At 66.9% G+C, this 22063-nt stretch carries 25 protein-coding genes; 14 read left to right on the top strand and 11 right to left on the bottom strand.

The window, feature by feature from the left end:
• From PV773_RS22660 to PV773_RS22670, 3 genes are read left to right on the top strand one after another with little or no spacing between them, the layout of a single operon-like run.
• Window positions 1-1671, top strand: coding sequence for a nitrite/sulfite reductase (locus PV773_RS22660; RefSeq protein WP_347968544.1), 1671 nt, complete (start codon window positions 1-3; stop codon window positions 1669-1671).
• Entirely contained in the window at window positions 1646-2404 is a 759-nt protein-coding gene (locus PV773_RS22665) for a phosphoadenylyl-sulfate reductase (RefSeq protein ID WP_347968545.1), read from the top strand. The genes PV773_RS22660 and PV773_RS22665 overlap by 26 nt, the downstream gene beginning before the upstream one ends.
• Window positions 2405-2414: 10 nt before the next feature.
• Window positions 2415-2954, top strand: a complete 540-nt coding sequence (locus tag PV773_RS22670) for a DUF934 domain-containing protein (RefSeq protein WP_347968546.1) — start codon at window positions 2415-2417, stop codon at window positions 2952-2954.
• Between the two features lie 110 nt (window positions 2955-3064).
• On the opposite strand, the gene PV773_RS22675 is transcribed toward PV773_RS22670, so the two are convergent.
• Window positions 3065-3301 (bottom strand): hypothetical protein, encoded by a 237-nt coding sequence (locus PV773_RS22675; protein WP_347968547.1) that lies wholly within the window; start codon window positions 3299-3301, stop codon window positions 3065-3067.
• Window positions 3302-3512: 211 nt separating this feature from the next.
• On the opposite strand from PV773_RS22675, the gene grpE reads away from it, so the two are divergent.
• The 4 genes from grpE to PV773_RS22695 all read left to right on the top strand — a co-directional run bounded on the left by grpE (window position 3513) and on the right by PV773_RS22695 (window position 6187).
• Window positions 3513-4145: a nucleotide exchange factor GrpE gene (grpE, locus tag PV773_RS22680; RefSeq protein ID WP_347968548.1), complete on the top strand. Its 633-nt coding sequence runs from the start codon at window positions 3513-3515 to the stop codon at window positions 4143-4145.
• Between the two features lie 115 nt (window positions 4146-4260).
• Complete coding sequence (locus tag PV773_RS22685; protein ID WP_347968549.1) at window positions 4261-4893, top strand: trimeric intracellular cation channel family protein; 633 nt, start codon at window positions 4261-4263, stop codon at window positions 4891-4893.
• Between the two features lie 65 nt (window positions 4894-4958).
• Window positions 4959-5300: a hypothetical protein gene (locus PV773_RS22690; RefSeq protein ID WP_347968550.1), complete on the top strand. Its 342-nt coding sequence runs from the start codon at window positions 4959-4961 to the stop codon at window positions 5298-5300.
• Between the two features lie 86 nt (window positions 5301-5386).
• Window positions 5387-6187: an FkbM family methyltransferase gene (locus PV773_RS22695; RefSeq protein WP_347968551.1), complete on the top strand. Its 801-nt coding sequence runs from the start codon at window positions 5387-5389 to the stop codon at window positions 6185-6187.
• Window positions 6188-6279: 92 nt separating this feature from the next.
• Here PV773_RS22695 and PV773_RS22700 read toward each other — a convergent pair whose 3' ends face one another.
• The 6 genes from PV773_RS22700 to PV773_RS22725 all read right to left on the bottom strand — a co-directional run bounded on the left by PV773_RS22700 (window position 6280) and on the right by PV773_RS22725 (window position 13122).
• The gene (locus PV773_RS22700) at window positions 6280-7077 is read right to left on the bottom strand and encodes a GNAT family N-acetyltransferase (RefSeq protein WP_347968575.1); all 798 of its coding nucleotides are present in this window, start codon (window positions 7075-7077) and stop codon (window positions 6280-6282) included.
• Window positions 7078-7304: 227 nt separating this feature from the next.
• Window positions 7305-9590 (bottom strand): ATP-binding protein, encoded by a 2286-nt coding sequence (locus PV773_RS22705; RefSeq protein WP_347968552.1) that lies wholly within the window; start codon window positions 9588-9590, stop codon window positions 7305-7307.
• A 91-nt stretch (window positions 9591-9681) separates the two neighbouring features.
• Window positions 9682-10434, bottom strand: coding sequence for an SH3 domain-containing protein (locus tag PV773_RS22710; protein WP_347968553.1), 753 nt, complete (start codon window positions 10432-10434; stop codon window positions 9682-9684).
• A 260-nt stretch (window positions 10435-10694) separates the two neighbouring features.
• Window positions 10695-11186: a signal peptidase II gene (lspA, locus tag PV773_RS22715; RefSeq protein WP_347968554.1), complete on the bottom strand. Its 492-nt coding sequence runs from the start codon at window positions 11184-11186 to the stop codon at window positions 10695-10697.
• Between the two features lie 11 nt (window positions 11187-11197).
• Entirely contained in the window at window positions 11198-12034 is an 837-nt protein-coding gene (locus PV773_RS22720) for an RNA methyltransferase (protein ID WP_347968555.1), read from the bottom strand.
• Window positions 12031-13122, bottom strand: a complete 1092-nt coding sequence (locus tag PV773_RS22725; protein ID WP_347968556.1) for a class I SAM-dependent rRNA methyltransferase — start codon at window positions 13120-13122, stop codon at window positions 12031-12033. The genes PV773_RS22720 and PV773_RS22725 overlap by 4 nt, the downstream gene beginning before the upstream one ends.
• Before the next feature lie 432 nt (window positions 13123-13554).
• Between PV773_RS22725 and PV773_RS22730 the strand changes: the two genes are divergently transcribed.
• The 3 genes from PV773_RS22730 to PV773_RS22740 all read left to right on the top strand — a co-directional run bounded on the left by PV773_RS22730 (window position 13555) and on the right by PV773_RS22740 (window position 15149).
• Window positions 13555-14247 carry a YafY family protein gene (locus PV773_RS22730; RefSeq protein ID WP_347968557.1) on the top strand — a complete coding sequence of 231 codons (693 nt, stop codon included), beginning with the start codon at window positions 13555-13557 and terminating at the stop codon, window positions 14245-14247.
• Window positions 14248-14316: 69 nt separating this feature from the next.
• The gene (locus PV773_RS22735; RefSeq protein WP_347968558.1) at window positions 14317-14700 is read left to right on the top strand and encodes a VOC family protein; all 384 of its coding nucleotides are present in this window, start codon (window positions 14317-14319) and stop codon (window positions 14698-14700) included.
• Window positions 14697-15149 (top strand): EVE domain-containing protein, encoded by a 453-nt coding sequence (locus tag PV773_RS22740; protein WP_347968559.1) that lies wholly within the window; start codon window positions 14697-14699, stop codon window positions 15147-15149. Before PV773_RS22735 ends, PV773_RS22740 begins: the two co-directional genes overlap by 4 nt.
• On the opposite strand, the gene PV773_RS22745 is transcribed toward PV773_RS22740, so the two are convergent.
• From PV773_RS22745 to sppA, 4 genes are read right to left on the bottom strand one after another with little or no spacing between them, the layout of a single operon-like run.
• Window positions 15133-16104, bottom strand: a complete 972-nt coding sequence (locus tag PV773_RS22745; RefSeq protein ID WP_347968560.1) for an ornithine cyclodeaminase family protein — start codon at window positions 16102-16104, stop codon at window positions 15133-15135. The genes PV773_RS22740 and PV773_RS22745 overlap by 17 nt on opposite strands.
• A 34-nt stretch (window positions 16105-16138) precedes the next feature.
• Window positions 16139-16468: a DUF1049 domain-containing protein gene (locus PV773_RS22750; protein WP_347968561.1), complete on the bottom strand. Its 330-nt coding sequence runs from the start codon at window positions 16466-16468 to the stop codon at window positions 16139-16141.
• Window positions 16469-16509: 41 nt separating this feature from the next.
• Window positions 16510-16794 (bottom strand): integration host factor subunit beta, encoded by a 285-nt coding sequence (locus PV773_RS22755; RefSeq protein ID WP_347968562.1) that lies wholly within the window; start codon window positions 16792-16794, stop codon window positions 16510-16512.
• A 39-nt stretch (window positions 16795-16833) separates the two neighbouring features.
• Window positions 16834-17808: a signal peptide peptidase SppA gene (gene sppA / locus PV773_RS22760; RefSeq protein WP_347968563.1), complete on the bottom strand. Its 975-nt coding sequence runs from the start codon at window positions 17806-17808 to the stop codon at window positions 16834-16836.
• A 261-nt stretch (window positions 17809-18069) separates the two neighbouring features.
• Here sppA and lptC point away from each other — a divergent pair, with 261 nt between their 5' ends.
• From lptC to rpoN, 4 genes are all read left to right on the top strand, one after another.
• On the top strand, window positions 18070-18789 hold the full coding sequence (lptC, locus tag PV773_RS22765; protein ID WP_347968564.1) for an LPS export ABC transporter periplasmic protein LptC: 720 nt from the start codon (window positions 18070-18072) through the stop codon (window positions 18787-18789).
• Between the two features lie 31 nt (window positions 18790-18820).
• The gene (locus PV773_RS22770) at window positions 18821-19342 is read left to right on the top strand and encodes an LptA/OstA family protein (protein WP_347968576.1); all 522 of its coding nucleotides are present in this window, start codon (window positions 18821-18823) and stop codon (window positions 19340-19342) included.
• Window positions 19342-20166 carry an LPS export ABC transporter ATP-binding protein gene (gene lptB, locus PV773_RS22775; RefSeq protein ID WP_347968565.1) on the top strand — a complete coding sequence of 275 codons (825 nt, stop codon included), beginning with the start codon at window positions 19342-19344 and terminating at the stop codon, window positions 20164-20166. Before PV773_RS22770 ends, lptB begins: the two co-directional genes overlap by 1 nt.
• Window positions 20167-20351: 185 nt before the next feature.
• Window positions 20352-21884 carry an RNA polymerase factor sigma-54 gene (rpoN, locus tag PV773_RS22780; RefSeq protein ID WP_347968566.1) on the top strand — a complete coding sequence of 511 codons (1533 nt, stop codon included), beginning with the start codon at window positions 20352-20354 and terminating at the stop codon, window positions 21882-21884.
• Window positions 21885-22063 lie beyond the last annotated feature (179 nt).

The raw sequence follows: 22063 nt of genomic DNA on the forward strand, positions 1-22063 counted from the left end.
ATGTACCGCTACGACGAGTTCGACCATGACTTCGTGAAGGCCCGCGTCGCCGAGTTCAGCGACCAGGTCGAGCGCCGCCTTGCCGGCGAGATCACCGAAGACCAGTTCCGGCCGCTGCGCCTGATGAACGGCGTCTATCTGCAGCTGCATGCCTACATGCTGCGCATCGCCGTGCCCTACGGCACGCTGAACGCCAGGCAGCTGCGCATGCTCGGCCACATCGCCCGCAAGTACGACAAGGGCTACGGCCACTTCACCACGCGCCAGAACATCCAGTTCAACTGGCCGGCGCTGTCGGACATCCCGGCGATCCTCGCCGACCTCGCCTCGGTCGAGATGCACGCCATCCAGACCTCGGGCAACTGCATCCGCAACGTGACCGCCGATCATTTCGCCGGTGCCGCCGCCGACGAGGTCGCCGACCCGCGCCCCTATGCCGAGATCCTGCGCCAGTGGTCGTCGGTGCATCCCGAGTTCTCCTACCTGCCGCGCAAGTTCAAGATCGCGGTGACGGGTGCCGAGCGCGACCGCGCCGCCATCCAGACCCACGACATCGGCCTGCACCTGAAGAAGAACGACAAGGGCGAACTGGGCTTCGCCGTCTATATCGGCGGCGGCCAGGGCCGCACGCCGATGGTCGGCAAGAAGATCCGCGACTTCCTGCCGGAGGAGCACCTGCTCTCCTACACCACCGCGATCCTGCGCGTGTACAACCTCTACGGCCGCCGCGACAACAAGTACAAGGCGCGCATCAAGATCCTGGTCCACGAGACCGGCGTCGACGAGATCGCCCGCCAGGTCGAGGCCGAATGGCAGGCGCTGAAGGAGGGCGAGCTCAAGCTGCCCGACGCGGACGTGGCGGCCATCCAGTCCTATTTCGCGCCGCCGACGCTGGCCGCGCGCCCCGAGGGCGACGAGGCGGTGAAGCTGGCCAGGCTCGACTCGAAGAGCTTCGGCGAGTGGCTCGACCAGAACGTCTTCACCCATCGCAACCCCGATTATGCGGCGGTGACGATCTCGCTCAAGGGCATCGGCGAAGCCCCCGGCGACGCCAGCGACAGCCAGATGGAGGCGGTGGCCGACCTCGCCGAGAAATACGGCTTCGACGAGATCCGCGTCAGCCACGAGCAGAACCTGATCCTGCCGCATGTCGCGCGCGCCGACCTCAGGGCGGTCTACGACACGCTGGTGGAGCACGAACTCGCCACCGCCAACTCGAACCTCATCAGCGACATCATCGCCTGCCCCGGCCTCGACTATTGCGCGCTGGCCAATGCCCGCTCGATCTCGGTGGCGCAGGACATCTCGCGCCGTTTCGCCTCGCTCGAGCGGCAGCGCGACATCGGCGAGCTGAAGCTCAAGATCTCGGGCTGCATCAATGCCTGCGGCCACCACCATGTCGGCCACATCGGCATCCTCGGCGTCGAGAAGAAGGGCGCGGAACTCTATCAGGTGACGCTCGGCGGTTCCGCCGACGAGCACACCTCGGTGGGCGAGATCATCGGCCGCGGCTTCGGCCCCGACGAGATCACCGACGCGATCGAGACCATCGTCGACACCTATCTGCAGGTCAGGCGCGATGCGTCGGAGAAGTTCCTCGACGCCTATCGCCGTGTCGGCCCGGCGCCGTTCAAGGAGGCGCTCTATGCTAGCGAAGCCAAGGCAGCCTGACGCCGAAACCTTCGAGCAGGTGCTGGCCGAGGCTGCGGCGCTCGACGCGCTCTACGGCAATCTCGCGCCGCAGGAGATCATCGCGCGCGCGGCAAGCGAGCGCTTTGCCGGCGAGATCGCCGCCGTGTCCTCCTTCGGGGCGGATTCGGCCGTGCTGCTGCACATGATCGCCGCGGTCGACCGCAAGCTGCCGATCGTCTTTCTCGACACCGGCAAGCATTTCGGCGAGACGCTCGACTATCGCGACGCCCTTGCCGCCGACTTCGGCCTGACCGACATCCGGGTCGTTGTGCCGGACGCGGCCGCGCTGGCGCGGATCGATCCGACCGGCAATCTGCACCAGACCAGCACCGACGCCTGCTGCGACGTGCGCAAGGTCGAGCCGATGGCCCGCGGCGTGGAGCCGTTCAAGGCCTGGTTCACCGGCCGCAAGCGTTTCCAGGCGGCGACGCGCAACGCGCTTCCAGTGTTCGAGCAGGTCGGGCCGCGCTTCCGCATCAACCCGCTGGCGCGCTGGACGACGTCGGATCTCGCCGACTACATGCGCAGACATGCCTTGCGCGAGAACCCGCTGGTCGCCTACGGTTACCTGTCGATCGGCTGCTTCCCCTGCACCCAGCCCGTCAAGCCGGGCGAGGACGCCCGCAGCGGGCGCTGGGCCGGGCAGGCGAAGACCGAATGCGGCATCCACCTTTCCGGTCTCGAGCAGTCGCTGACCGACGCATCTCTCTAGGAACGTGCATATGACCGAAGCGACACCGGCGATCCGCCTCTGGACCCCCGAAGGTTTCCGCGAGGACGGGTGGGTCCATGCCGACGATGCGGCCGCACTGGCGAGCAACCGCCGCGTGATCCTGTCGCTGCCGGCTTTCCTGGAGCTCGACGCGACCCAGCGCGAAGGCGCCAAGGAACGCCTGGGCGTGCTGCTGCAGCCGGGCGACCAGCTCGACGCCATCGTCGACCTGCTCGACCAGCTGTCGCTGGTGGCGCTCGCCTTCCCGGCCTTCAACGACGGCCGCTCCTTCTCGAAGGCCGAACTCCTGCGCAGCCGCCACGGCTTCGACGGCGCGGTGCGGGCGACGGGCCAGGTCCTCGTCGACCAGCTGCCGCACATGCTGCGGGTCGGCTTCGACGAGTTCGAGGTGTCGCACCCGGTCCTGCTCAAGCGCCTGGAGGCCGGCAACAGCGGTGGCTTGCCGCTCTACTACCAGCCGTCGGCGAAGGCTGCGGAAAAACCTGCGAAAGGCGCGGGCTATTCGTGGCGCCGCGGCGCCGGAAACTGAAGACAGCCTAGGGCAATTCCAGGAAAAGTGCGAAGCGGTTTTCCGTCCGGAATTGCGCAAAAACAAAGAGATAGAGCGTTTCCGCCGTTCGAAGAAAAGCGGAAAAAGCTCTAGGCTTTCGGCTGCCTGCGTTCGACTTCCTGCAGCTTGTCGAGAAGCCGCTGCAAGCCCGGCGGCAGATCCCCTTCGGCCCTGAAGACCGGCAGCGATTCGAGCACGCGCAGATTGCCCTCGAAGGCGAAGCTTCGCCTGATGTTGACAGCCAATCTGTCGGCTCTGGTCTTTGTATTTGGCTTTGCCTTCATGACGGGGCCTTCTTGTTGCCCGTAGAACTCTGCCAGATGCAAAATGGTTCCCGTTTGGGGAGACCGTGGGCAAATGGTCGGCTGACTTGGTAAAAGTTGAATTAACGTTGAATTGCAGGCCCGGATGCCGCAGCGGGGCCGTGCGCGTACGGCGCGGCATACGGCTCGGTATGCCCTTGCCCCTTGATTTTTGGCATTTGAAGCTCGATATCGGGCGCAACTTCCAACCTGATCCGAACAACGGGAAATGGCGATGAGCGACCAGGCAAAAGACGAACGCGCGCCCGACGAGACGGCGCCTGCCGAGGCCCAGGCCGACAAGATCGAAGGTGGCGTCGAGGGCGACTACGAGGCCCTCGTGCGCCTGCTGAAGGAAAACGAGGAGCTGAAGGACCGCGCGCTGCGCGTTGCGGCCGACATGGAGAACCTGCGCCGCCGCACCGCGCGCGACGTGCAGGACGCACGCAGCTATTCGGTGGCCAATTTCGCCCGCGACATGCTCACCGTGTCGGACAATCTGCGCCGCGCCATCGAGGCGGTGAGCGACGAGGCCAAGGCCGCCGGCGGTGCCGGGCTCGCGAGCCTCATCGAGGGCGTCGAGGTGACCGAACGCGCCATGCTCACCGCGCTCGAGCGCCATGGCGTGCGCAAGCTCGACCCGCAGGGCGAGAGGTTCGATCCCAACTTCCACCAGGCGATGTTCGAGGTGCCGAACCCCGACGTGCCGGCCAACACGGTCGTGCATGTCGCCCAGTCGGGCTACACCATCGGCGATCGCGTGCTGCGGCCGGCCATGGTGGGCATCGCCAAGGGCGGCCCCAAGCATGGCGCCGAGACGCCAGCCGAGCCCGGCCCGGTGAACGAGCAGGCCGAGAAGGACGCCTGATCGGCGAATTGCGAATAGGGAGTAGCGAATAGGGAATAGGCGGCTATTCTGCGGATCCGGGGGACGCCATGGCCATTTTCTATTCGCTACTCACCAATCCCTATTCGCCCGCTGCATGAATCCGCTGCTCTATCTCGACTATGCCGGCGTGGCGGTGTTTGCCGCCACCGGCGCGCTTGCCGCCTCGCGCAAGCAGCTCGACGTCATCGGCTTCCTGTTCCTGGCGAGTTTCACCGGAATCGGCGGCGGAACGGTCCGCGACGTCATCCTCGGCCTGCCCGTGTTCTGGGTAGTCAATCCGGCCTATGTGCTGGTCTGCGCCGCTGTCGCGGTCGTCGTGTTCTTTACCGCCCATCTGGTCGAATCCCGCTACAAGCTGCTGCTCTGGCTCGATGCGTTGGGCATGGCCGCCTATGCAGCAATTGGAGCGGCCAAGGGGCTGGAAGCAACCGGCTCGCCGGCGGTCGCCATCGTGATGGGCATGCTGACGGCGACCTTCGGCGGCATTCTCCGCGACATCCTCGCCGGCGAGCCCTCGGTGCTGCTGAAGCCCGAGATCTACGTCTCTGCCGCGATGGCCGGGGCCGGCATCTACACGCTCGCCGAACTCGCCGAGCTGCCACCCGCGGTTTCGGCAGTCGTCGCCTTCGTCGCCGCCTTCATGGTACGCGGCGGCGCGTTGAAATTCGGCTGGACTTTTCCGGCTTACCGCAGCCGGCCGGGCCGCCGGCCCGAAGATATTCCCTGAGCGCGCCCGCGCGCCGCCGATGTGGCGCCGTTGCCGGAATTGAGGTGCAATGCGACGATCGCAATATGGAAGAACGGAGTAGCGGGCGCCGCCCTTGGGCCGGCTATGCCGTGCTTGTGCTGGCGCTACCCATCGCCGTTCTCGGGCTGATGCCCGCGAACGAATACAAGGCCTGGGGTGGCGGTGGCGTTGATTGCGACGGCCCGGGGCCGGTGCTGTTCTTCGGCACGGCGGCGCTCGCGGTCTATCTTGCCGGCGCGCTGCTGAACGGCCGGCATTTCAGGAAACCTGCCAGGCTGCTGATTTCGGCCGCCTGCGTGCTCGTCTGCCTGGCCCTGGTGCCCAATGTCGTGGACGCGGTCAGGGAACAGCGCCTGAACGACCTCGCACCCGAAACTTGTGGCTGACCATGCAATCCCTCGGCTGGCATGCTGCCCTAGCGGCGCGGGCGATCGGCGGCAAAGGCTTATTTTAACGGTTGAGCCTTAACCAGATGGCAAATGCATCAAGGCGCAGGCGCTTCATGATCCCGCATCGGCTTATCCGCGCAATCCAAAGCGAGCTTCCCGGGGCCAAGGCCGGCAAGGAAGCCGTGACGCGGTCGCTGCGGCGGATCATGCGCAAGCCGCATGAACCGGAATTCTCCATCATTGCGCGGCTGAAGCCGGAAGGGCAGAGCTTTGTCGACGTCGGCGCTAATGCGGGGCAGTCGATCGAGTCGATCCGACTGTTCGCGCCGGAGGCGGCGCTGCACGCCTTCGAGGCCAATTCCGGCCTCGCGCGCCGGCTCGACGCCCGCTACCAACGCGACCGCGAAATCACGATCCACCCCTTCGGTCTCGGCAGGGAGAATGGCCGCTTCACCCTTCATGTGCCGAAATACCGGCGCATGGTCTATGACGGTCTTGCCTCGATGGACCTTCAGGAAGCCAGCAGCTGGCTGAATCCGGAACGGGTCTTCGGCTTCCGGCCCGACCAGCTCACGATCGAGTCCATGGGGTGCGAAATCAAGCCGCTCGACAGCGTCGGGCTGGACCCCTGCTTCGTCAAGATCGACGTCCAGGGGCTGGAGCATGATGTCATCCTCGGCGGCATCGAGACCATGAAACGCTCGGAGCCGCTGCTGCTCATCGAGGCGCCGTCGGACGAACTCTGCAAGTTGCTCGCCGATATCGGCTTCTCCGACATCGCCTTGTCGGGCGGCACGGTTTCGCCGGGCGAAAACCGGAGCAACTCGGCCAACAGGCTGTTCGCCTCGGCGCGCCGGATGCGTGCCCTCATGGGCGCAGGCTGATGCCGAAGTAAGCCCCAGGTAGGAACGCAGGCTTCGGCTCGGGCATCTGGCAGAGACTTCCGTGATGGATGCGATTGCGTCGGGGCGCAGGCCTACGCCGCGAAGCTCTGCGCTTCCCCGCCGTAGTAGTTGATGTAGCGGGCGCCGATCTCCTTGACCGGCATGACGACGAAGATGTCGGTCGTGCCGAAATCGTGGTCGATGACGCAGCCGTCGCCGATCTTGGCGCCGACCCGCAGGTAGCCCTTGACCAGCGGCGGCATGGCGGCGATGGCCGCCTTGGCGTTGACCGCCTCGATCGGCATCAGGTCCATCGGGCAATAGCGCCCGGCCACGGCGCGGACGTCCCAGTCGGTGCTGGTGCGGCAGTGATGGGCGAGATAGGTGAGCGCCTCGGCATGTGCCGCCGGCACCGTGCCATGGAACGAGGCACAGCCGGTCATGACGTCGATGTCGTAGCGGTTGAGATAGGTCCAGATCCCCTGCCACAGCGCCTCGATGGTGCGCTTGGAGCGGTATTCGGGCAGGACGCAGGAGCGGCCGAGCTCGAGGAAGCGCTGGCCGGGGTGGCGGGCGATGAGCTTGTTGAGCTCGAATTCGTCGTCGGAATAGAAGCCGCCGGCTTCGGTGGCACGCTCCTGCCGCAGCAGGCGGTAGGTGCCGACGATGCGGCGGTGGTCCGGGCCGGCAAGCGAGGTGTCGAATACCAAGAGGTGATCGCAGATGTCGTCGAAACGGTCGGCGTCGCGCCGGTCGATCGAATGCAGTGCCTGCTTCCTGGCGCCGAGTTCGTCGAAGAACACGCGGTAGCGCACTTCCTGGGCCGCGGCGATCTCCGAATCGTCCCGGGCGAGGCGAACCTCGAGCGTACCGATTCGGCCGAGCGGCATGCCCGGCACAATCGGTGCGGTCACCACCTTCGTGCCGTTGGCTTTCTGGGCGTCACTGTCCGGCAAAGCTGTATGCACGGGTGATTCTCCTTCGAGCCATCCCTCCTGGCGCGGGGATACGGTGTCGGTGCTACAGGATTGTGACAGTATCGTGATCGATCGGCGCGGGCAAGACTTGCGGGCCAGGATCATCGCCTAGCCGGCTAGGAAAATCAGTGGGATGGCTGCTATGCGGCGGCGCGCTGTTCGACCAGATCGATTAGCGTCTCGGGGTCGAGCGGCTTGGTGACGAAGCCGCTGGCACCGTGCGCCAGCACGGCGTGGCGGGTCTTTTCCTGGCTGTCGGCCGACAGCACGAGGATGGGAACGGCGCCGAGGCCATGCTGCTCCTCATAGCGGCGGATCGCCGAAATCGCGTCCAGCCCGTCCATCACCGGCATATGCATATCCATCAGCACCACGTCGTAGCGGCGGCTGCGCCCGGCCCCCGTGATTGCCTCGACCGCCGCCCTGCCGTTGTTGACGACGTCGATTCGGTGCCCGGCCTTGGTCAGCGCGGCGCGGGCGAGCATGGCATTGATGTCGTTGTCCTCGGCGATCAGCACCGACAGGCCCTGCGGCCGGTCCGTACGCGACCGCGCAGCGGTCCGGCGGCTGGCGGCGGGCGGCTGGCTCGCCACGCCGGCGCTGTTCGCCAGCAGGACGCGCAGCAGCGTCTCGCCGCGCACCGGGCGCGCGAGGAAGGTGGCGTAGCCGCTGGCGCGCAATTCCCCGAGCAGCCCGCGATCCGTGGGGGCGATCAGCGTCACGGCTTCGCTCGCTGCGAAACCGGCTTCGCGCAACTGCCTGAGCACCCGCCCGTCCTTCTCCTCGATGGCGGCGTCGACAAGCAGGGCATCGCAGCCGTCGGCGAAGCCTGCCGCCTGTTCCGGAGTTGCGGCGACGTCGGCGCGGCCGCCATGGGCGCGGATCGTTTCGGCGATCGCGGCCGCCTCGGTCGCGTTGCGCGACAGGATGACGGCGCGATGCCCGGCAAGCGTGGCCTCGTTGGCCGACATGGAATCCGTGGCGCCGTAGGCGGGCAGTTCGAAGGCAAAGCGCGACCCTTCCCCGAGGTCGCTCTCGACGGTGATCGTCCCGCCCATCGAGGTCACCAGCCGTTTCGAGATGGCGAGGCCGAGGCCGGCGCCGCCATGCGAGCGGGTCGAGGTGCCGTCGGCCTGTTCGAATTCCTCGAAGACCCGATCCATGTCCTCGGCTCGCAGGCCGGGGCCCGAGTCGATCACGGTGAAGCGGACATGGCCCGGGTGGCCGTCGCCGACGCGCTCGACCCGCAGCATGACGCCGCCGGCATCGGTGAACTTGATGGCATTGCCGATCAGGTTGAGCAGTACCTGGCGCATGCGTCCCGGGTCGGCGGTGATCATCTGCGGCACGGAAGGCGCGACATGGCACCCGAGGCCGATGTTCTTTGCAAAGGCGCGGGACGCCAGAAGCTCGATCACGTTGTCGGCGATTTCGCGCGGCGACATCGGCTGCGGTTCGGGATCGAACCGCCCGGCCTCGATCTTGGAATAGTCGAGCAGGTCCTCGATCAGCGCCAGAAGCGCGCTGGCCGAAGTCGAGACCGCGCCGACATAGGTGCGCTGTTCGGGCGACAGTTCGGTGTCGAGCAGGAGCTTGGCCATGCCCATGATGCCATTCATCGGCGTGCGGATCTCATGGCTGACCGTGGCCAGGAAGCGCGACTTGGCCTGGCTCGCATATTCCGCCCGCTCGCGCGCGTTGATGAGCGCGGTTTCGGCGCGCTTGCGGGCGGTGATGTCGCGCGCGATCGCCCGATGCGACACCGCGTCAGTGTCCTTGTCGCGCACCGACAGCTCGATCCAGGAGAACCACCGGACGATGCCGCTGGAGCGTATGCCAACGTCGGTGGAACTCAGGCACTCGCCGGCGGCGAAGGCCGCGTCCGGGACGACGCCGACGTCGACGCCCAGTTCCGACAGCGTTCGGCCGGAAAGGTCGCGCTGATCCTCGCCGATGAGGTCCGCGAAGACCTTGTTGGCATAGGTGATGCGGCCGTCCCTGTCGCGATGCACGACGATGTCGCCGAGCGCGTCGATGAGGCCGCGGAAGCGTTCCTCGCTTTCCTGCAGTTCCCACATGCGGTCGGCGAGGGTTTCCATCTGCGCGCGGTTGCGGGATGTGCTTTCGCTGATCGCATTGGCGGTTTGCTCGCGCTCGCTGAGCCCGCGCGCCAGAAGCACCAGGCCGGCGACGCCTGCAATCAGGAGGCCGATGCTGACGAAGCCGGGAGCGCCGGTCAGGTGGGCGAGGCCCGCAAGCACCAGGATCGCCACCAGCGTGGTGAAATAGAGGCCGCGCGGGGGCTCCTTCGGAAGATCGGGCGCCAGCGGCGGCGGCGTGAGGAAATGCCGGCGCACGGGCGCATCGGCAGGTTGTCCTGCCGCGCCCTGTACCGTCTTGCCGTCGTTCAATCCGGAATCCGCCATCACGACGGAATCCTAGCGTTGAGAGTTTAGGGAAGGTTTGGACCGATCGGTCGCATTTTAACTGTCGCTGCGATTCGGCCCGCCGCGACCGCTACTGCACGTAGCTCTTGAAGATGTAGCCGCGCTCGCCCTCGAAGACCACCTCGCACCATTGCGTGCAGGAAACCAGCTCGACGGCGCTCTTCGCCGGGATCACGCGCATCACGGCGCCGCCCTTCTCCGGCTTTGCGCGCATGTTCACGGAACGCTTGATCGTAGCCTGCCGCGGGCCCTGCGCGGCATCGGCGTCGGTCTTCACCTCCGCCTCGATCGCCTTGACGGCGGCATTGCTCGCAGGGGTGGTTGCCGCTTTGGTGTCGGCCAGCGCAAGCACGCCCGTTCCGGAGGGGTCCTTGGCGATGACCTTGTCGGCGCCCGGAATCTCCGGCATGGCCTCAAGCGGCTGCGTCGCGCCCGCCGCGACCACTGCCGCCCAGCGCGGATCGGCGGCCAGCGGCATGTCGGTGGCTTCGGCGGCGGCCGCGTCGGAGACGAGCAGCGACTGCGACGCCGACGCCAGCCGGCCCTTGCGGCCGGTCGGTTCGGCGACGATGGCGGTGATCTTTTCCTTGACCTGGCTGGCAGCGACCTGCTGCGCTTCCTGCGCGGCATCGGCTGCGGACTGGCCCATGCGGGGCAGAAGGAAGAGCGCGGAAACGGCCGTCGCGCTCATCAGCACCGTCATGGCGATCACGCCGAGGATGAGGCCCCTGTTAGGGCAATTCTCGCGCCAGGAAACCGGCTCGGGCTTGGTGAACATCAATGCGGAGCGCGGCTGATTCGCAGCGCCCAACCTGAAGGGCATTTTCACAAGCAACTCTCCACTTAGGCCCCTTGCTCGAACTGCGAGCTCCCCCACTGCCGTCTCATCCCGCAAGTCTTCGCTGCGTGGGCGAGAGACAGTACAGCGGCGCACCCAGGCTACCGCTGCAAGCACCATGGCGACCGATTGTGGCAGACCTTGGGCTCTGCCGCTACCTTCCTGAATTTTTTGTTAAATGCCGAGCTGAATCTGTTGGCAACTACAACCGGAGGCCGGACTTTGCCCGAAAATGCCGGCCGGCGTCAATCGCCGGAGGCCGCCTCTTCGCCGCGCCCACGCCGCCAGGCCAGGAATTCGTCGAGCACGATGCAAGCCGCGCCGACGGAAATGAAGACGTCGGCAAGGTTGAAGACCGCGAAGGACCACACCGGCGTGTGGAAAAGTATGTAGTCGATGACGTGGCCGTAGACGGTACGGTCGATGAGGTTGCCCAGCGCCCCGCCGACGATCAGCGCGAAGCCGAGGCGCGACAGAACCTGCGCCGGGGTCGTCCGGCTGGCCAGGAAGGCGACGAAGGCGACCACGGCGGCGGTCAGCACGATGAGGCCGGTGTCGCCGACGTTCGAGAACATCGAGAAGGCGATGCCGGTGTTGTAGGTGCGGAAGAGCGCCAGGAAAGGCAGAACGTCGACCTTTTCCTGCATGACCAGGTTGGCCTCGACGAGGACCTTGATCCACTGGTCGAGCGCGATCGCCAGAACCGTCACCAATCCGTAAGTCGCGGCTGACTTCACGCGGAGCACTCCTAAAGCTTCAGCGCGGCGCGCCGGATCTCGTACAGCATGACGGCGGTGGCGACCGCCAGGTTGAGCGAATCGGCGCGGCCGGCCTGGGGAATGCGCAAAAGCTTGTCGCAGGCGCCCGCCAGGTTGTCGGGCAGGCCCTGCTGTTCGTTGCCCATCATGAGCAGCACCGGACGGGTGCCGAAATCGACCGAGCGATAGTCGACGGCGCCCTGGAGATGGGTGCCGGCGACGATGCCGGCAAAGCCCCTGCGCCATTCGAGGAAGGCATCCGTATGCGCCTTGGCGACCGGCACGGCGAAGATCGAGCCCATGGTGGCGCGCACGGTTTCGAGCGAGAACGGATCGGTCGTGTCGCCGACGAGGATGATGCCCTTGGCGCCGACCGCATCGACGGTTCGGATGACGGTGCCGAGATTGCCGGGGTCGCGAACCCGGTCGAGCGCCACCCAGACGTCGCCGTCCTTCGGGCGGATGTCCTTGAGCGGCGCGAAGCGCTGGCCGAACACGCCCACCACCGCCTGCGGGTTGTCGCGGCGGGTGATGGCGGTGAGCACCTTTTCCGAAACCTCGAGCACGTCGCCGCCGGCGGCGACGGTGCGCGCGGCGATCTTCTCCACCGCCGGGTTGCCGAGCGCCGACTTGGCGAAGATCAGGGTCTTGATCGTCCAGCCGAGATCGAGCGCATCGATGACGAGCTTCAGCCCCTCGGCGATGAAGGCATGCTGCTGGTCGCGGAATTTCTTCAGCGCCAGCGCCTTGATGTCCTTGACCAGCGGGTTGGCGAGGCTGGTCACTTCCTTGACGCGGCCGGGCGCTCCGGTGCGGTGTTCGCTCATTTGGCCACCCAGCGCGAGAAGAGGGATGTCGAAAGCGCCCGTCCGGCCGATTTTTCGCGGATGACGAGCTCGCCCGATTCTACCGTGCCGCCCATGCCGGCGAAGGTGTCGCGCATCAGCGCATGGATGGCGAAGAACGAGGCGCGGATCGAATAGGCGGTCAGCACCACGGCCAGCGGCTTCGGCGTCAGGATGGAGCGGCAGATGTCGGTGAGCGTGGGCAGGTGCTCGAACAGTTGCCAGACCTCGCCCTTGGGGCCGCGGCCATAGGCGGGCGGATCGAACAGGATGATGTCGTAGCGGCTGCCGCGGCGCTCCTCGCGCTCGGCGAATTTCATGGCGTCCTCGCAGATCCAGCGGATCGGCTTGGCGGCGAGCCCGGCCATCTCCTGGTTCTCGCGGGCCCAGCCGATGGCCTTCTTGGAGGCGTCGACATGGGTGACCTCGGCGCCGGCGCGGGCCGCGACCAGCGAGGCGAGGCCGGTGTAGCCGAACAGGTTGAGCACCTTGACCGGGCGCCCGGCGTTCTCGATCAGGCCGGCCATGTGATCCCAGTGCGTCGCCTGCTCGGGGAAAACGCCGACATGGCGGAACGAGGTGAAGCGGCCCTGGTAGGACAGGCCGTCATGGCGCATCGGCCAGGTCTCGCCGAGCGGCGCCTTGGGAAAGCGCCAGCGGCCCATGCCTTCCTCGTCGGTGTCGCCGGTGAAGACGGCGTCGACGCGCTCCCAGTCCTTCGCCGGCAGCGCGCGCTGCCAGATCGCCTGGCCCTCGGGCCGGACGATGCGGTAGGGGCCGTATTGTTCGAGTTTCTGGCCGTCGCCGCTGTCGAGCAGAGCGTAGTCGTCGTTGGGCGCGACCTCGAGGATCAGCGGCAGGCGTTCGGCCGGCAGCGCGCCTTCGCGGCGCGCAAGCATGCGCGATTCGGCTTTGGGCTCCGGCTGATGGTCCTGGCGCGGGGCAGGGCGCTGCTCCGGCCTGCGCTCCTGCTGTCGCTCGCCGTGGCCATACGCCGGCGCGGGCGCTGTGCCGCCCTTGCGGGACGGTTGCGGGCGGCTGTCGCGGCGTTTGTCACGCGGGTGCTTCAAGGAACGTCGTCTCCGGGCGGTTGGCCGCTTTTGGCACAGGCCACAGCCCGCCGCAACCGGACGGGCCGTCGCGGGGAGGCGAGGGACAGTCGGCGGTGGAGTTTTCGATTGCGGGGTTGTGCGCCGAGATACCCCCACCCCTGACCCCTCCCCACAAGGGGGAGGGGGACCTTGCTGCACAGGCGCTTGCCGCCAATTGCCGATGATGTTGGTGACGGCGCTTGCATCGGAGGTAGCTGTGTCGCTGATGTGCGGAGGCACGCCGGTATTCCCCTCCCCTTTGTGGGGAGGGGTCAGGGGTGGGGGTATGGGACCGCCCAAACCTTCAAACAATGACATGTGACTCGCCGCATAGCGGCGAAAGGAGTTGTACACGCCTTCCGGCCGCAGGCGCCCCGGCCTATCGTGCCCCGACAAGCCCGTCCGAGAATCATGTCGCGCTCCGAACGCCTGCTCGACCTCATCCAGATCCTGCGCCGCCACCGCCGGCCGGTGAGCGGCCTGACGCTTGCCGACGAGCTGGACGTGTCGATCCGCACCCTCTACCGCGACATCGCCTCCTTGCAGGCGCAAGGGGCGCCGATCGAGGGCGAGCCGGGGCTCGGCTATGTCCTGAAACCCGGCTTCATGCTGCCGCCGCTGATGTTCACCGACGAGGAGATCGAGGCGATCGTGCTCGGCTCGCGCTGGGTGGCGAAGCAGCCCGACGCGCGGCTGTCGGTCGCCGCGACCGATGCGCTGGCAAAGATCGCCGCGGTGCTGCCGGACGACCTGCGCGACGAGCTCGACGCAACGGCGCTGCTGGTCGGGCCGAGCGAGGCGGCGAGCCGCGAAAGCGTCGACCTCGGCGTCATCCGCAAGGCGATCCGGGCCGAACGCAAGCTGGAGATGACCTACGAGGACGCCTCGGGGGCGTGTTCGCGCCGCACTGTCTGGCCCTTCGCGATCGGCTTCTTCGACAAGGTCCGCGTCATGGTGGCATGGTGCGAGATGCGGCAGGATTTCCGGCATTTCCGCGCCGACCGCATCTCCGGCCTCGCCGCCACCGAGACTCGATACCCGCGCCGCCGGGCGGCGATGCTGAAGGAATGGCGCGCGACGCTCGACACTTCGAGAAAGATTTGATCACCACTGCCAGAATCTGACAGTGGTCGGCATTAGCCTGGTCTCCATCGCAACAACGGAGAGCAAGCCATGGCCACCCCCAATTTCGTCATCCTCTATGTCGACAGCCCCGAGGCGAGCGGCGCGTTCTACGCCAAGCTGCTCGGCCGCCAGCCGGTGGAATCCTCGCAGACCTTCGTCCTGTTCGTGCTCGACGGTGGTTTCAAGCTCGGCCTGTGGTCTCGCCATACGGTCGAGCCGGCTGCTTCGGCCGCGGGCGGCGGGGCCGAGATCGTCCTGGCGCTGGAGACGCCCGGTCAGGTCGACGCGACCCATGCCGACTGGGCCGGGCGCGGCATCGGGATGGCGCAGGCGCCGACCGACATGGATTTCGGCCGCACCTTCGTCGCGCTCGACCCCGACGGCCATCGGCTGCGCATCTATTGCCTCGACGAAGCGGTGGTGTCGTCATGAGCACATCGATGATCAGCGGCCATTGGCTGGCCGTTGCCTCGGGCGAGCATGTCCGCATCGGCCGTTCCGCCGGCTTCATGCAGGTCTGTCACGGCAAGGCCGGCCCGCTGCGCCGGATCGGCGCCGGCGACGGCGTGGTCTATTATTCGCCGTCAAACGGCTTCGGCGTCCAGGACGGGCTGAAGTCCTTCACGGCAATCGGCCGGGTGCGCGCCGGCGATCCCTATCGCTTCGACATGGGTGGCGGCTTCGTGCCGTTTCGCAGGGATGTCGACTGGGCCGCGGCGCGGGAAGTGCCTGTTGGTGCGCTCGCCGGCCAGCTCGACTTCACTGCCGAGCGCAACTGGGGCTACCAGCTGCGCTTCGGGCTCTGCCCGCTCGGCGAGCGCGACTTCCGCCTGATCGCGGAAGCCATGGGGGCGGAGGTTGACCTCAGGCTTTCGGCTTGAGCGCCCCGTACACGGCGATACCGGCGGCGAGATCCTCGAGGGCGGCACCCATTGACTTGAACAGGGTGATCTCGTCCGCCGCCTGGCGGCCGGACTTCTGGTTGCGGGCAAGCTCGTGCAGGTCGGCGACGATGGCGTCGGGTGTGAGCACGCCGGAGGCGATCGGCTGGACGATGTCGCCGGCTTCCTTGGTCGCGCCGGCGCGGGTGTCGACATAGACCCGCGCCTTGGAAATGGCATCGTCATCGGCCTCGCGCATGCCGGGCGTGAAGCCGCCGACGAGGTCGACATGGGCGCCGGGCTTGAGCCTGGCGCCCTTGACCAGCGGCACGGTGGAGATCGTGCCGGCGGTGACGATGTCGGCCCAGCCGAGTTCGGCGTCGAGATCGACGACGGCCCTGGCGTCGAAGCCTTCGCTCCTCAGCGACGCGGCCAGCGTCTCGGCATTGGCCGGCGTGCGGTTCCAGATGCGGATTTCCTCGATCGGGCGCACCGCGGCGTGCGCCCGCGCCAGGAATTGGCACTGCGCGCCGGCGCCGATCACCAATAGCTTCGAGGCGTCGTCGCGGGCGAGATAGGTTGCAGCCAGCGCCGAGGCGCAGGCCGTGCGCCACTGCGTTAGCCGCGGCCCGTCCATCAGCGCCTGCGGTTCGCCGGTGACGCCGTCGAGCAGAAGGTAGAGGCCGACCACCGCCGGCTTGGCGATGGTGTTGTTGTCGGGCGAGACGGTGACGATCTTGACGCCGATATGGCCGCCGGCCGCCGTGGCGGGCGCCTTGAAGTCGGTCCAGGCCGGCATCAGGAGCAGCGTCGAATCCGTGCCCTGCGCCCGCTCGATCGTGTGGTGGTGGCGCACCGGCTGCACCGCGCCCTCGCGGAAGGCTGTCCGCAGGGTCTCGACCAGGCCGGAAAAGCTCAGCGCCCGGTCGATGTCACCGGCCGAAAACTGCAGCATGAGATCCTCCCTGAGAGATGCGGCGCGGGACCGGTCAGTTGGGGCGCGGCAGGGCCGGGCCTTGCTGGGCCGGGGCTGGACGCTGGGCGGCCTGGCGCAGGCTCTCGGCCTCGAGGCCGCGCTGGCGGGCGACCTTGCGGTAGCGCCCCTGCTTGAACCAGGTGACGGCGCTGCCGATGACGATGCCCGCGGCGAGCGCCAGGAAGAGCAGCACGAAGAGCGGCGCCTGGATGGTGAGGGCCGGATTGCCCGGATTGAACGGATCGAGCGTGAAGGGCGTGGCCATGCGGTTGGCGACGGCGAGCGCGATCAGCACGATCGCCAAGGGCACCAGGACCACGATGAGCATGAAGCGGTTGAACATTTATCTTCCCGTTTGAAACCCGCGCCGCCCACCCAGAAGGGTCACTTGGTGTCGTTGAGCCGCTCGCGCAGTTCCTTGCCGGTCTTGAAGAACGGCACCCACTTCTCCTCGACCTCGACGGATTCGCCGGTGCGCGGGTTGCGTCCGGTGCGGGCCGGGCGGTTCTTGACCGAGAACGCGCCGAAGCCGCGCAGCTCGACGCGGTTGCCTTCGGCCAGGGCATCGGTGATCTCGTCGAATATGGCGCTGACGATGTTCTCCACGTCCCGCAGGAACAGATGCGGGTTGCGGGTGGCGATGATTTGCACCAGTTCGGACTTGATCATGTGCGCGGTCCCCGTAATGCCGATGATTTTATTTGTTTTTCAGTTGCCTAAGGCAGCTTTTTCAGCCTGCCAGAGGGACAGCATACCGTCAAGGAACAAGCGGTCGGCGCCCATTTCCCTAAACAGCTCGGCCGAGAAGTCGCCAATGCCCAGCGCCCGGCCGAGCGCCTTGGCCAGCGAGGTCGGCAGGAAGAAGCTGCCGGTGTCCTTCGGCTTCCATTCCACCACTTCGAGCTTGGCGTCGACGCCCTTGGTGCCGAGCCAGGCGATGGCCTGGTCTTCGCCGCCCACCTCGTCGATCAGCTTCCTGGCGAGGGCCTGGCGGCCGGTGAAGACGGAGCCGTCGGCGAGCGCGGTCGCCTCGGCCTTGGACATGGCGCGGCGCTCGGCGACGATGCCGACGAACCAGTCGTAGCTGTCGAGGATCATGCTGCGCATCATCGCCCGCTCGGGCTCGGTCGTCGGGTTGAACGGCGAGGGTTCGGCCTTCAGCGGCGAGGACTTGATCTCCTCGAGCTTGACGCCGAGCTTGTCCATCATGCCGGTGAGGTCGGGAAACTGCACGAGCACGCCGATCGAGCCGACGATCGAGGACTTGCGCGCCACGATGTGGTCGGCGCCGGAGGCGATCATGTAGCCGGCCGAGGCGGCCAGCGTGCCGACCTGCGCCACGACCGGCTTCTCGGCGGCGAGCTTGCGCACGGCGTCGAAGATCGCCTCGCCGCCGGCGGTGGTGCCGCCGGGCGAATCGATGGACAGGATGACGCCCTTGACCGACGCGGACTGGCGGATCTTGTCGAGGCGTTCGAGCAGGTCCTCGTCCTCGGTGATGGTGCCTTCGATCTTGACCTTGGCGATGTGGGGCGTGGCGACGCCCGGTATAGTCTCTCCCGCCATCCAGGTCGAAATGCCGACGATGGCGAGGGCTGCGATAGCGAGGGTGGCGACACGCCAGAAGGTCAGCTTGCGCCGCAACCGGCGGCGGTCGATCAGATCGTCGGCTCTCGTGGTCATGAAACGCCTCGCGTGCTTGCAGGCCTGCGCTTTTAAAGCAAGGCTCGCGTGAGAGCCACCGCTTTCCTGACGCAGGTGCCGTTGCGGGAGCTTGGTTTTTTCAGCTAAATAGCCATATTCGGGGGTGTAAATCGGCCGGCGCTGCGCGGGAGGCGTGTGCACGGCCGTAACTCCTTGACCGAATGGTCATATTTTCGTGGCTTTCATCCGCTTGACGGTGCCGCACCAAGGGCACGGGCTGTTCGAAGAAGGACATTGACGTTGGCGCGACCAATCGAGACGAGCGGCGGCGGGAGCAGCGTTGCTGCGCAGACCGCGGTCGCGCTGGCGGCTTCGCGTTCCGATGCGTTCGACCGCGCCGCCCGCCATTCCCGGCGCGTGAGGTTCCTCAAGCGCGCGCTGCCGCTGGCCGGGCTCCTGCTTGCGGCGGCATTCGGCGGCTATGCCTATCTGATGGCGCCGCCGTTGCTGCAGGTAAAGGCCGAGGGCGCCGCCTTCTCGGAAGGCAAGCTGGTGATGGCCAAGCCCCAGTTGAGCGGCTTCACCAAGGCCAATCTGCCCTACTCGATGACGGCCGACCGCGCGGTGCAGGATCCGGCCAACCAGAACGTGGTCGAGCTCCTGGGGATCGACGCGAGCCTGCCGATCACTGCCGACAACATCGCCAAGGTCGATGCCGGGCGCGGCATCTACGACAGGGACGGCAACACGCTCAATCTGTCGGAAAAGGTGACGGTGGCTACCAGCGATGGGATGGTAGCCAGGCTCAAATCGGCGTATCTGGACATGGGCAGCGGCCAGATGAGGACGACCGAACCTGTGGAGATCAGTCTTGACGGTTCGCGGATCACGTCCGATTCGATGTCGATGCTCGACAACGGAAAGGTCGTCGTCTTCGAGAAGCGGGTGCGCGTGGACATCGATCCGGCGCGGATGAAGGCGGCACAGAATGGCAGCGGAGGCGGGAGTGCGGCGAATTGATAACTGGCGGCCCTTGGCCGCGCTGGCGGGCATCGCCTTGGCGCTGGGCGCCGGCGGTGCTCTCGCCCAGGATAGCCAGAGCAGGCTCTCCGGGCTGAAGCTGTCCGGGGACCAGCCGATTCAGATCGAGAGCGACAAGCTCGAGGTCCGCGAATCGGAGAACCTTGCGATCTTCACCGGCAATGTGAGCGTGACCCAGGGCCCGACGGTGATGAAGTCGGGCAAGATGATCGTCTACTACGTCAAGGACGGCAAGGGCTCGGCGGCGACCGGCTCGGCCAACATCGACCGCCTCGAGGTCGACAACAAGGTCTACGTCAAGTCCGACAAGCAGGTCGCCACCGGCGACCGCGGCACGTTCGACATGAAGACCGAGGTGCTGGTGCTGTCGGGCAGCGAAGTGGTCCTGTCCGAAGGCGACAACGTGCTGGTCGGCTGCAAGCTGACGGTGCAGATGAGGTCGGGACTTGCCCAGGTCGACGGCTGCAACAAGGGCACCAAGAGCAATGGTCGCGTCATGATGTCGATCACGCCGGGTTCGCAGAAGAAGTAATGGCTGACGCATCCTCGCTGTCGTCGCGTCTGACGCCTGGCCTGGCGCGCAAGCAGCCGGCCGCGCCGGCGATTTCGAGCAGCACCAAGAACGGCAGGTTCAAGGGCACGCTGATCGCCAAGGGGCTCACCAAGAGCTACAAGGGCAGGCAGGTGGTCAGCGGCGTGACGCTGGGGGTGCGCGCCGGCGAGGCCGTCGGGCTGCTCGGCCCCAACGGCGCCGGCAAGACGACCTGCTTCTACATGGTCACCGGACTCGTGCCGGTCGACCACGGCACCATCGAGATCGACGGTTTCGACGTGACCGCGATGCCGATGTATCGCCGCGCCCGTCTCGGCATCGGCTACCTGCCGCAGGAGGCGTCGATCTTCCGCGGCCTGACCGTCGAGAACAACATCCGGGCCATCCTCGAAGTGGTCGAGAAGAGCCGCAAGGAGCGCGAGATGGCGCTCGATTCGCTGCTCGAGGAATTCCATATCAGCCACTTGCGCAAGTCGCCGGCCATCGCGCTTTCCGGCGGCGAGCGGCGGCGCCTCGAGATCGCCCGCGCGCTTGCCAGCCGCCCCAACTACATGCTGCTCGACGAACCCTTCGCCGGTATCGACCCGATCGCGGTCGCCGACATCCAGCAGCTTGTGCGCCACCTGACCCAGCGCGGCATCGGCGTGCTCATCACCGACCACAATGTGCGCGAGACGCTGGGCCTGATCGACCGCGCCTACATCATCCATGCCGGCGAGGTGCTGACGCATGGCCGCGCCGACGAGGTGGTGGCCAATCCGGACGTGCGCCGCCTCTATCTCGGCGAAGGCTTCACGCTCTGATCCCAAAGGCGGCGTCGCCTTATGGTGGAGCCGCGCGCCAGCCTTGCGACCCTGCGGTGAAAAGCGCGCGTTCGTCCTCACGAACGGCCAATCTGCTTGACAAGCAAAAGCCGGGCCAGTTTGAATCCTGGCGATGGTCGCGGCGTTCCGCGACCGCTGCGTGAAGGGTGAGCAGAGACCTCGGAATGGCGCTGTCGGCGAAATTGCAGCTTCGGCAGTCGCAGTCCCTGGTGATGACGCCGCAACTGATGCAGTCGATCAGGCTGCTTCAGTTCACCCACACCGAGCTCGAGCGTTTCATCGACGAGGAGATCGAGCGCAATCCGCTGCTGGAACGGGCGGAGGTGCCCGACGACGCAACAGGCGAGCAGTTCCCGAAGATCGAGACCGCCGCCGAGGCCGCTCCGCCCCAAGGGGACGACTGGTTCGATGCGGAAGCCGGATGGAGCTCCGAAGCCATCTCCGAAAAGCTCGACACCTCGCTCGAAAATCTGTTTCCGGACGATCCGGGTGCGGTCGAGCGCGTCGGGCCGGATCTCGCCATGCAGTGGAAATCGGCTGCGACGGGCGGCACGGGCGGCGGGTCCGATGGCTTCGACGTGGAGGACATGGCGGCAGCGGCCGTCACGCTCGGGGATCATGTCGGCGAGCAGATCGCCTTCGCCTTTTCCGATCCCGTCGAACGGCTGGTGGCCGCCGAGCTGGCCGACTGGCTCGACGATACGGGCTATTTTCGCGGCGAGCCGCCGGAAATCGCCCTGAGGCTCGGGGTCGAGGCTGCCCTGGTGCTCAAGGTGCTGGCCGCCTGCCAGGGGCTGGACCCCGCCGGCCTGTTCGCCCGCGATCTCGCCGAGTGCCTGCGCATCCAGCTCGCCCGCCGGGACAGGCTCGATCCGGCCATGGCCGCGCTCGTCGACAATCTGGAGCTCCTGGCGCGGCGCGACTTCCACAGCCTGAAGCGCCTCTGCGGGGTCGACGAGGAGGATCTCCTGGCCATGCTGGGCGAGATCCGCGCGCTCGACCCGCGGCCGGGCGGCGCCTTTGCCGGCGGGGCGGCCGACACGATCGTGCCGGACGTCGAGGTGCGCCAGGCGGCCGACGGCAGCTGGACGGTGGAACTCAATCCCGAAACGCTGCCGCGCGTCCTGGTCGACCAGGTCTACTTCGCCCAGGTCACCGCGCGAACCAAGGATGCGGCCGAACGCACCTTCCTCGCCGAATGCCTGCAGAGCGCCAACTGGCTCACCCGCAGCCTCGACCAGCGCGCCAGGACCATCCTCAAGGTGGCCTCCGAGATCGTCCGCCAGCAGGACGCCTTCCTGGTGCACGGGGTGCGCCAGCTCAGGCCGCTCAACCTGCGCGCGGTGGCGGACGCCATCGGCATGCACGAATCGACCGTCAGCCGCGTCACCGCCAACAAGTACATGCTGACCCCGCGCGGCGTGTTCGAACTGCGCTATTTCTTCACCGCGGCGATCGCCTCGGCCGAAGGCGGCGATGCGCACTCCTCCGAAGCCGTGCGCGACCGCATCCGCAAGATGATCGAGGACGAGGATCCCGCCCAGGTCCTCTCCGATGACGCCATCGTCGACGTCCTGAAGAAGGACGGCGTCGATATCGCGCGGCGCACGGTGGCCAAGTATCGCGAGGTCATGAACATCGCCTCGTCGGTGCAGCGACGGCGCGAGAAGCGGGCGATGGCAAGCGCCGGCAAGTGAGCTCCCGGGGCCGGTTCCGCCGGCTTGGCGGGGGCTTGATTGACAATCCCTAATGAAGTGTCTAGAAGCCCGCCCGCATGAGGCGGGGCCGGCCCGCCAGCAAGATTGCGGCGCCGCCAGGCCTTGCAGGAACGGGCGGGTACGGCCCGTTTTCGCGAGTGGTGGACAGCCGGGCGTTC

The sequence above is a fragment of the Mesorhizobium sp. CC13 genome, from assembly GCF_039907765.1.
Taxonomy (GTDB): Bacteria; Pseudomonadota; Alphaproteobacteria; order Rhizobiales; family Rhizobiaceae; genus Aminobacter.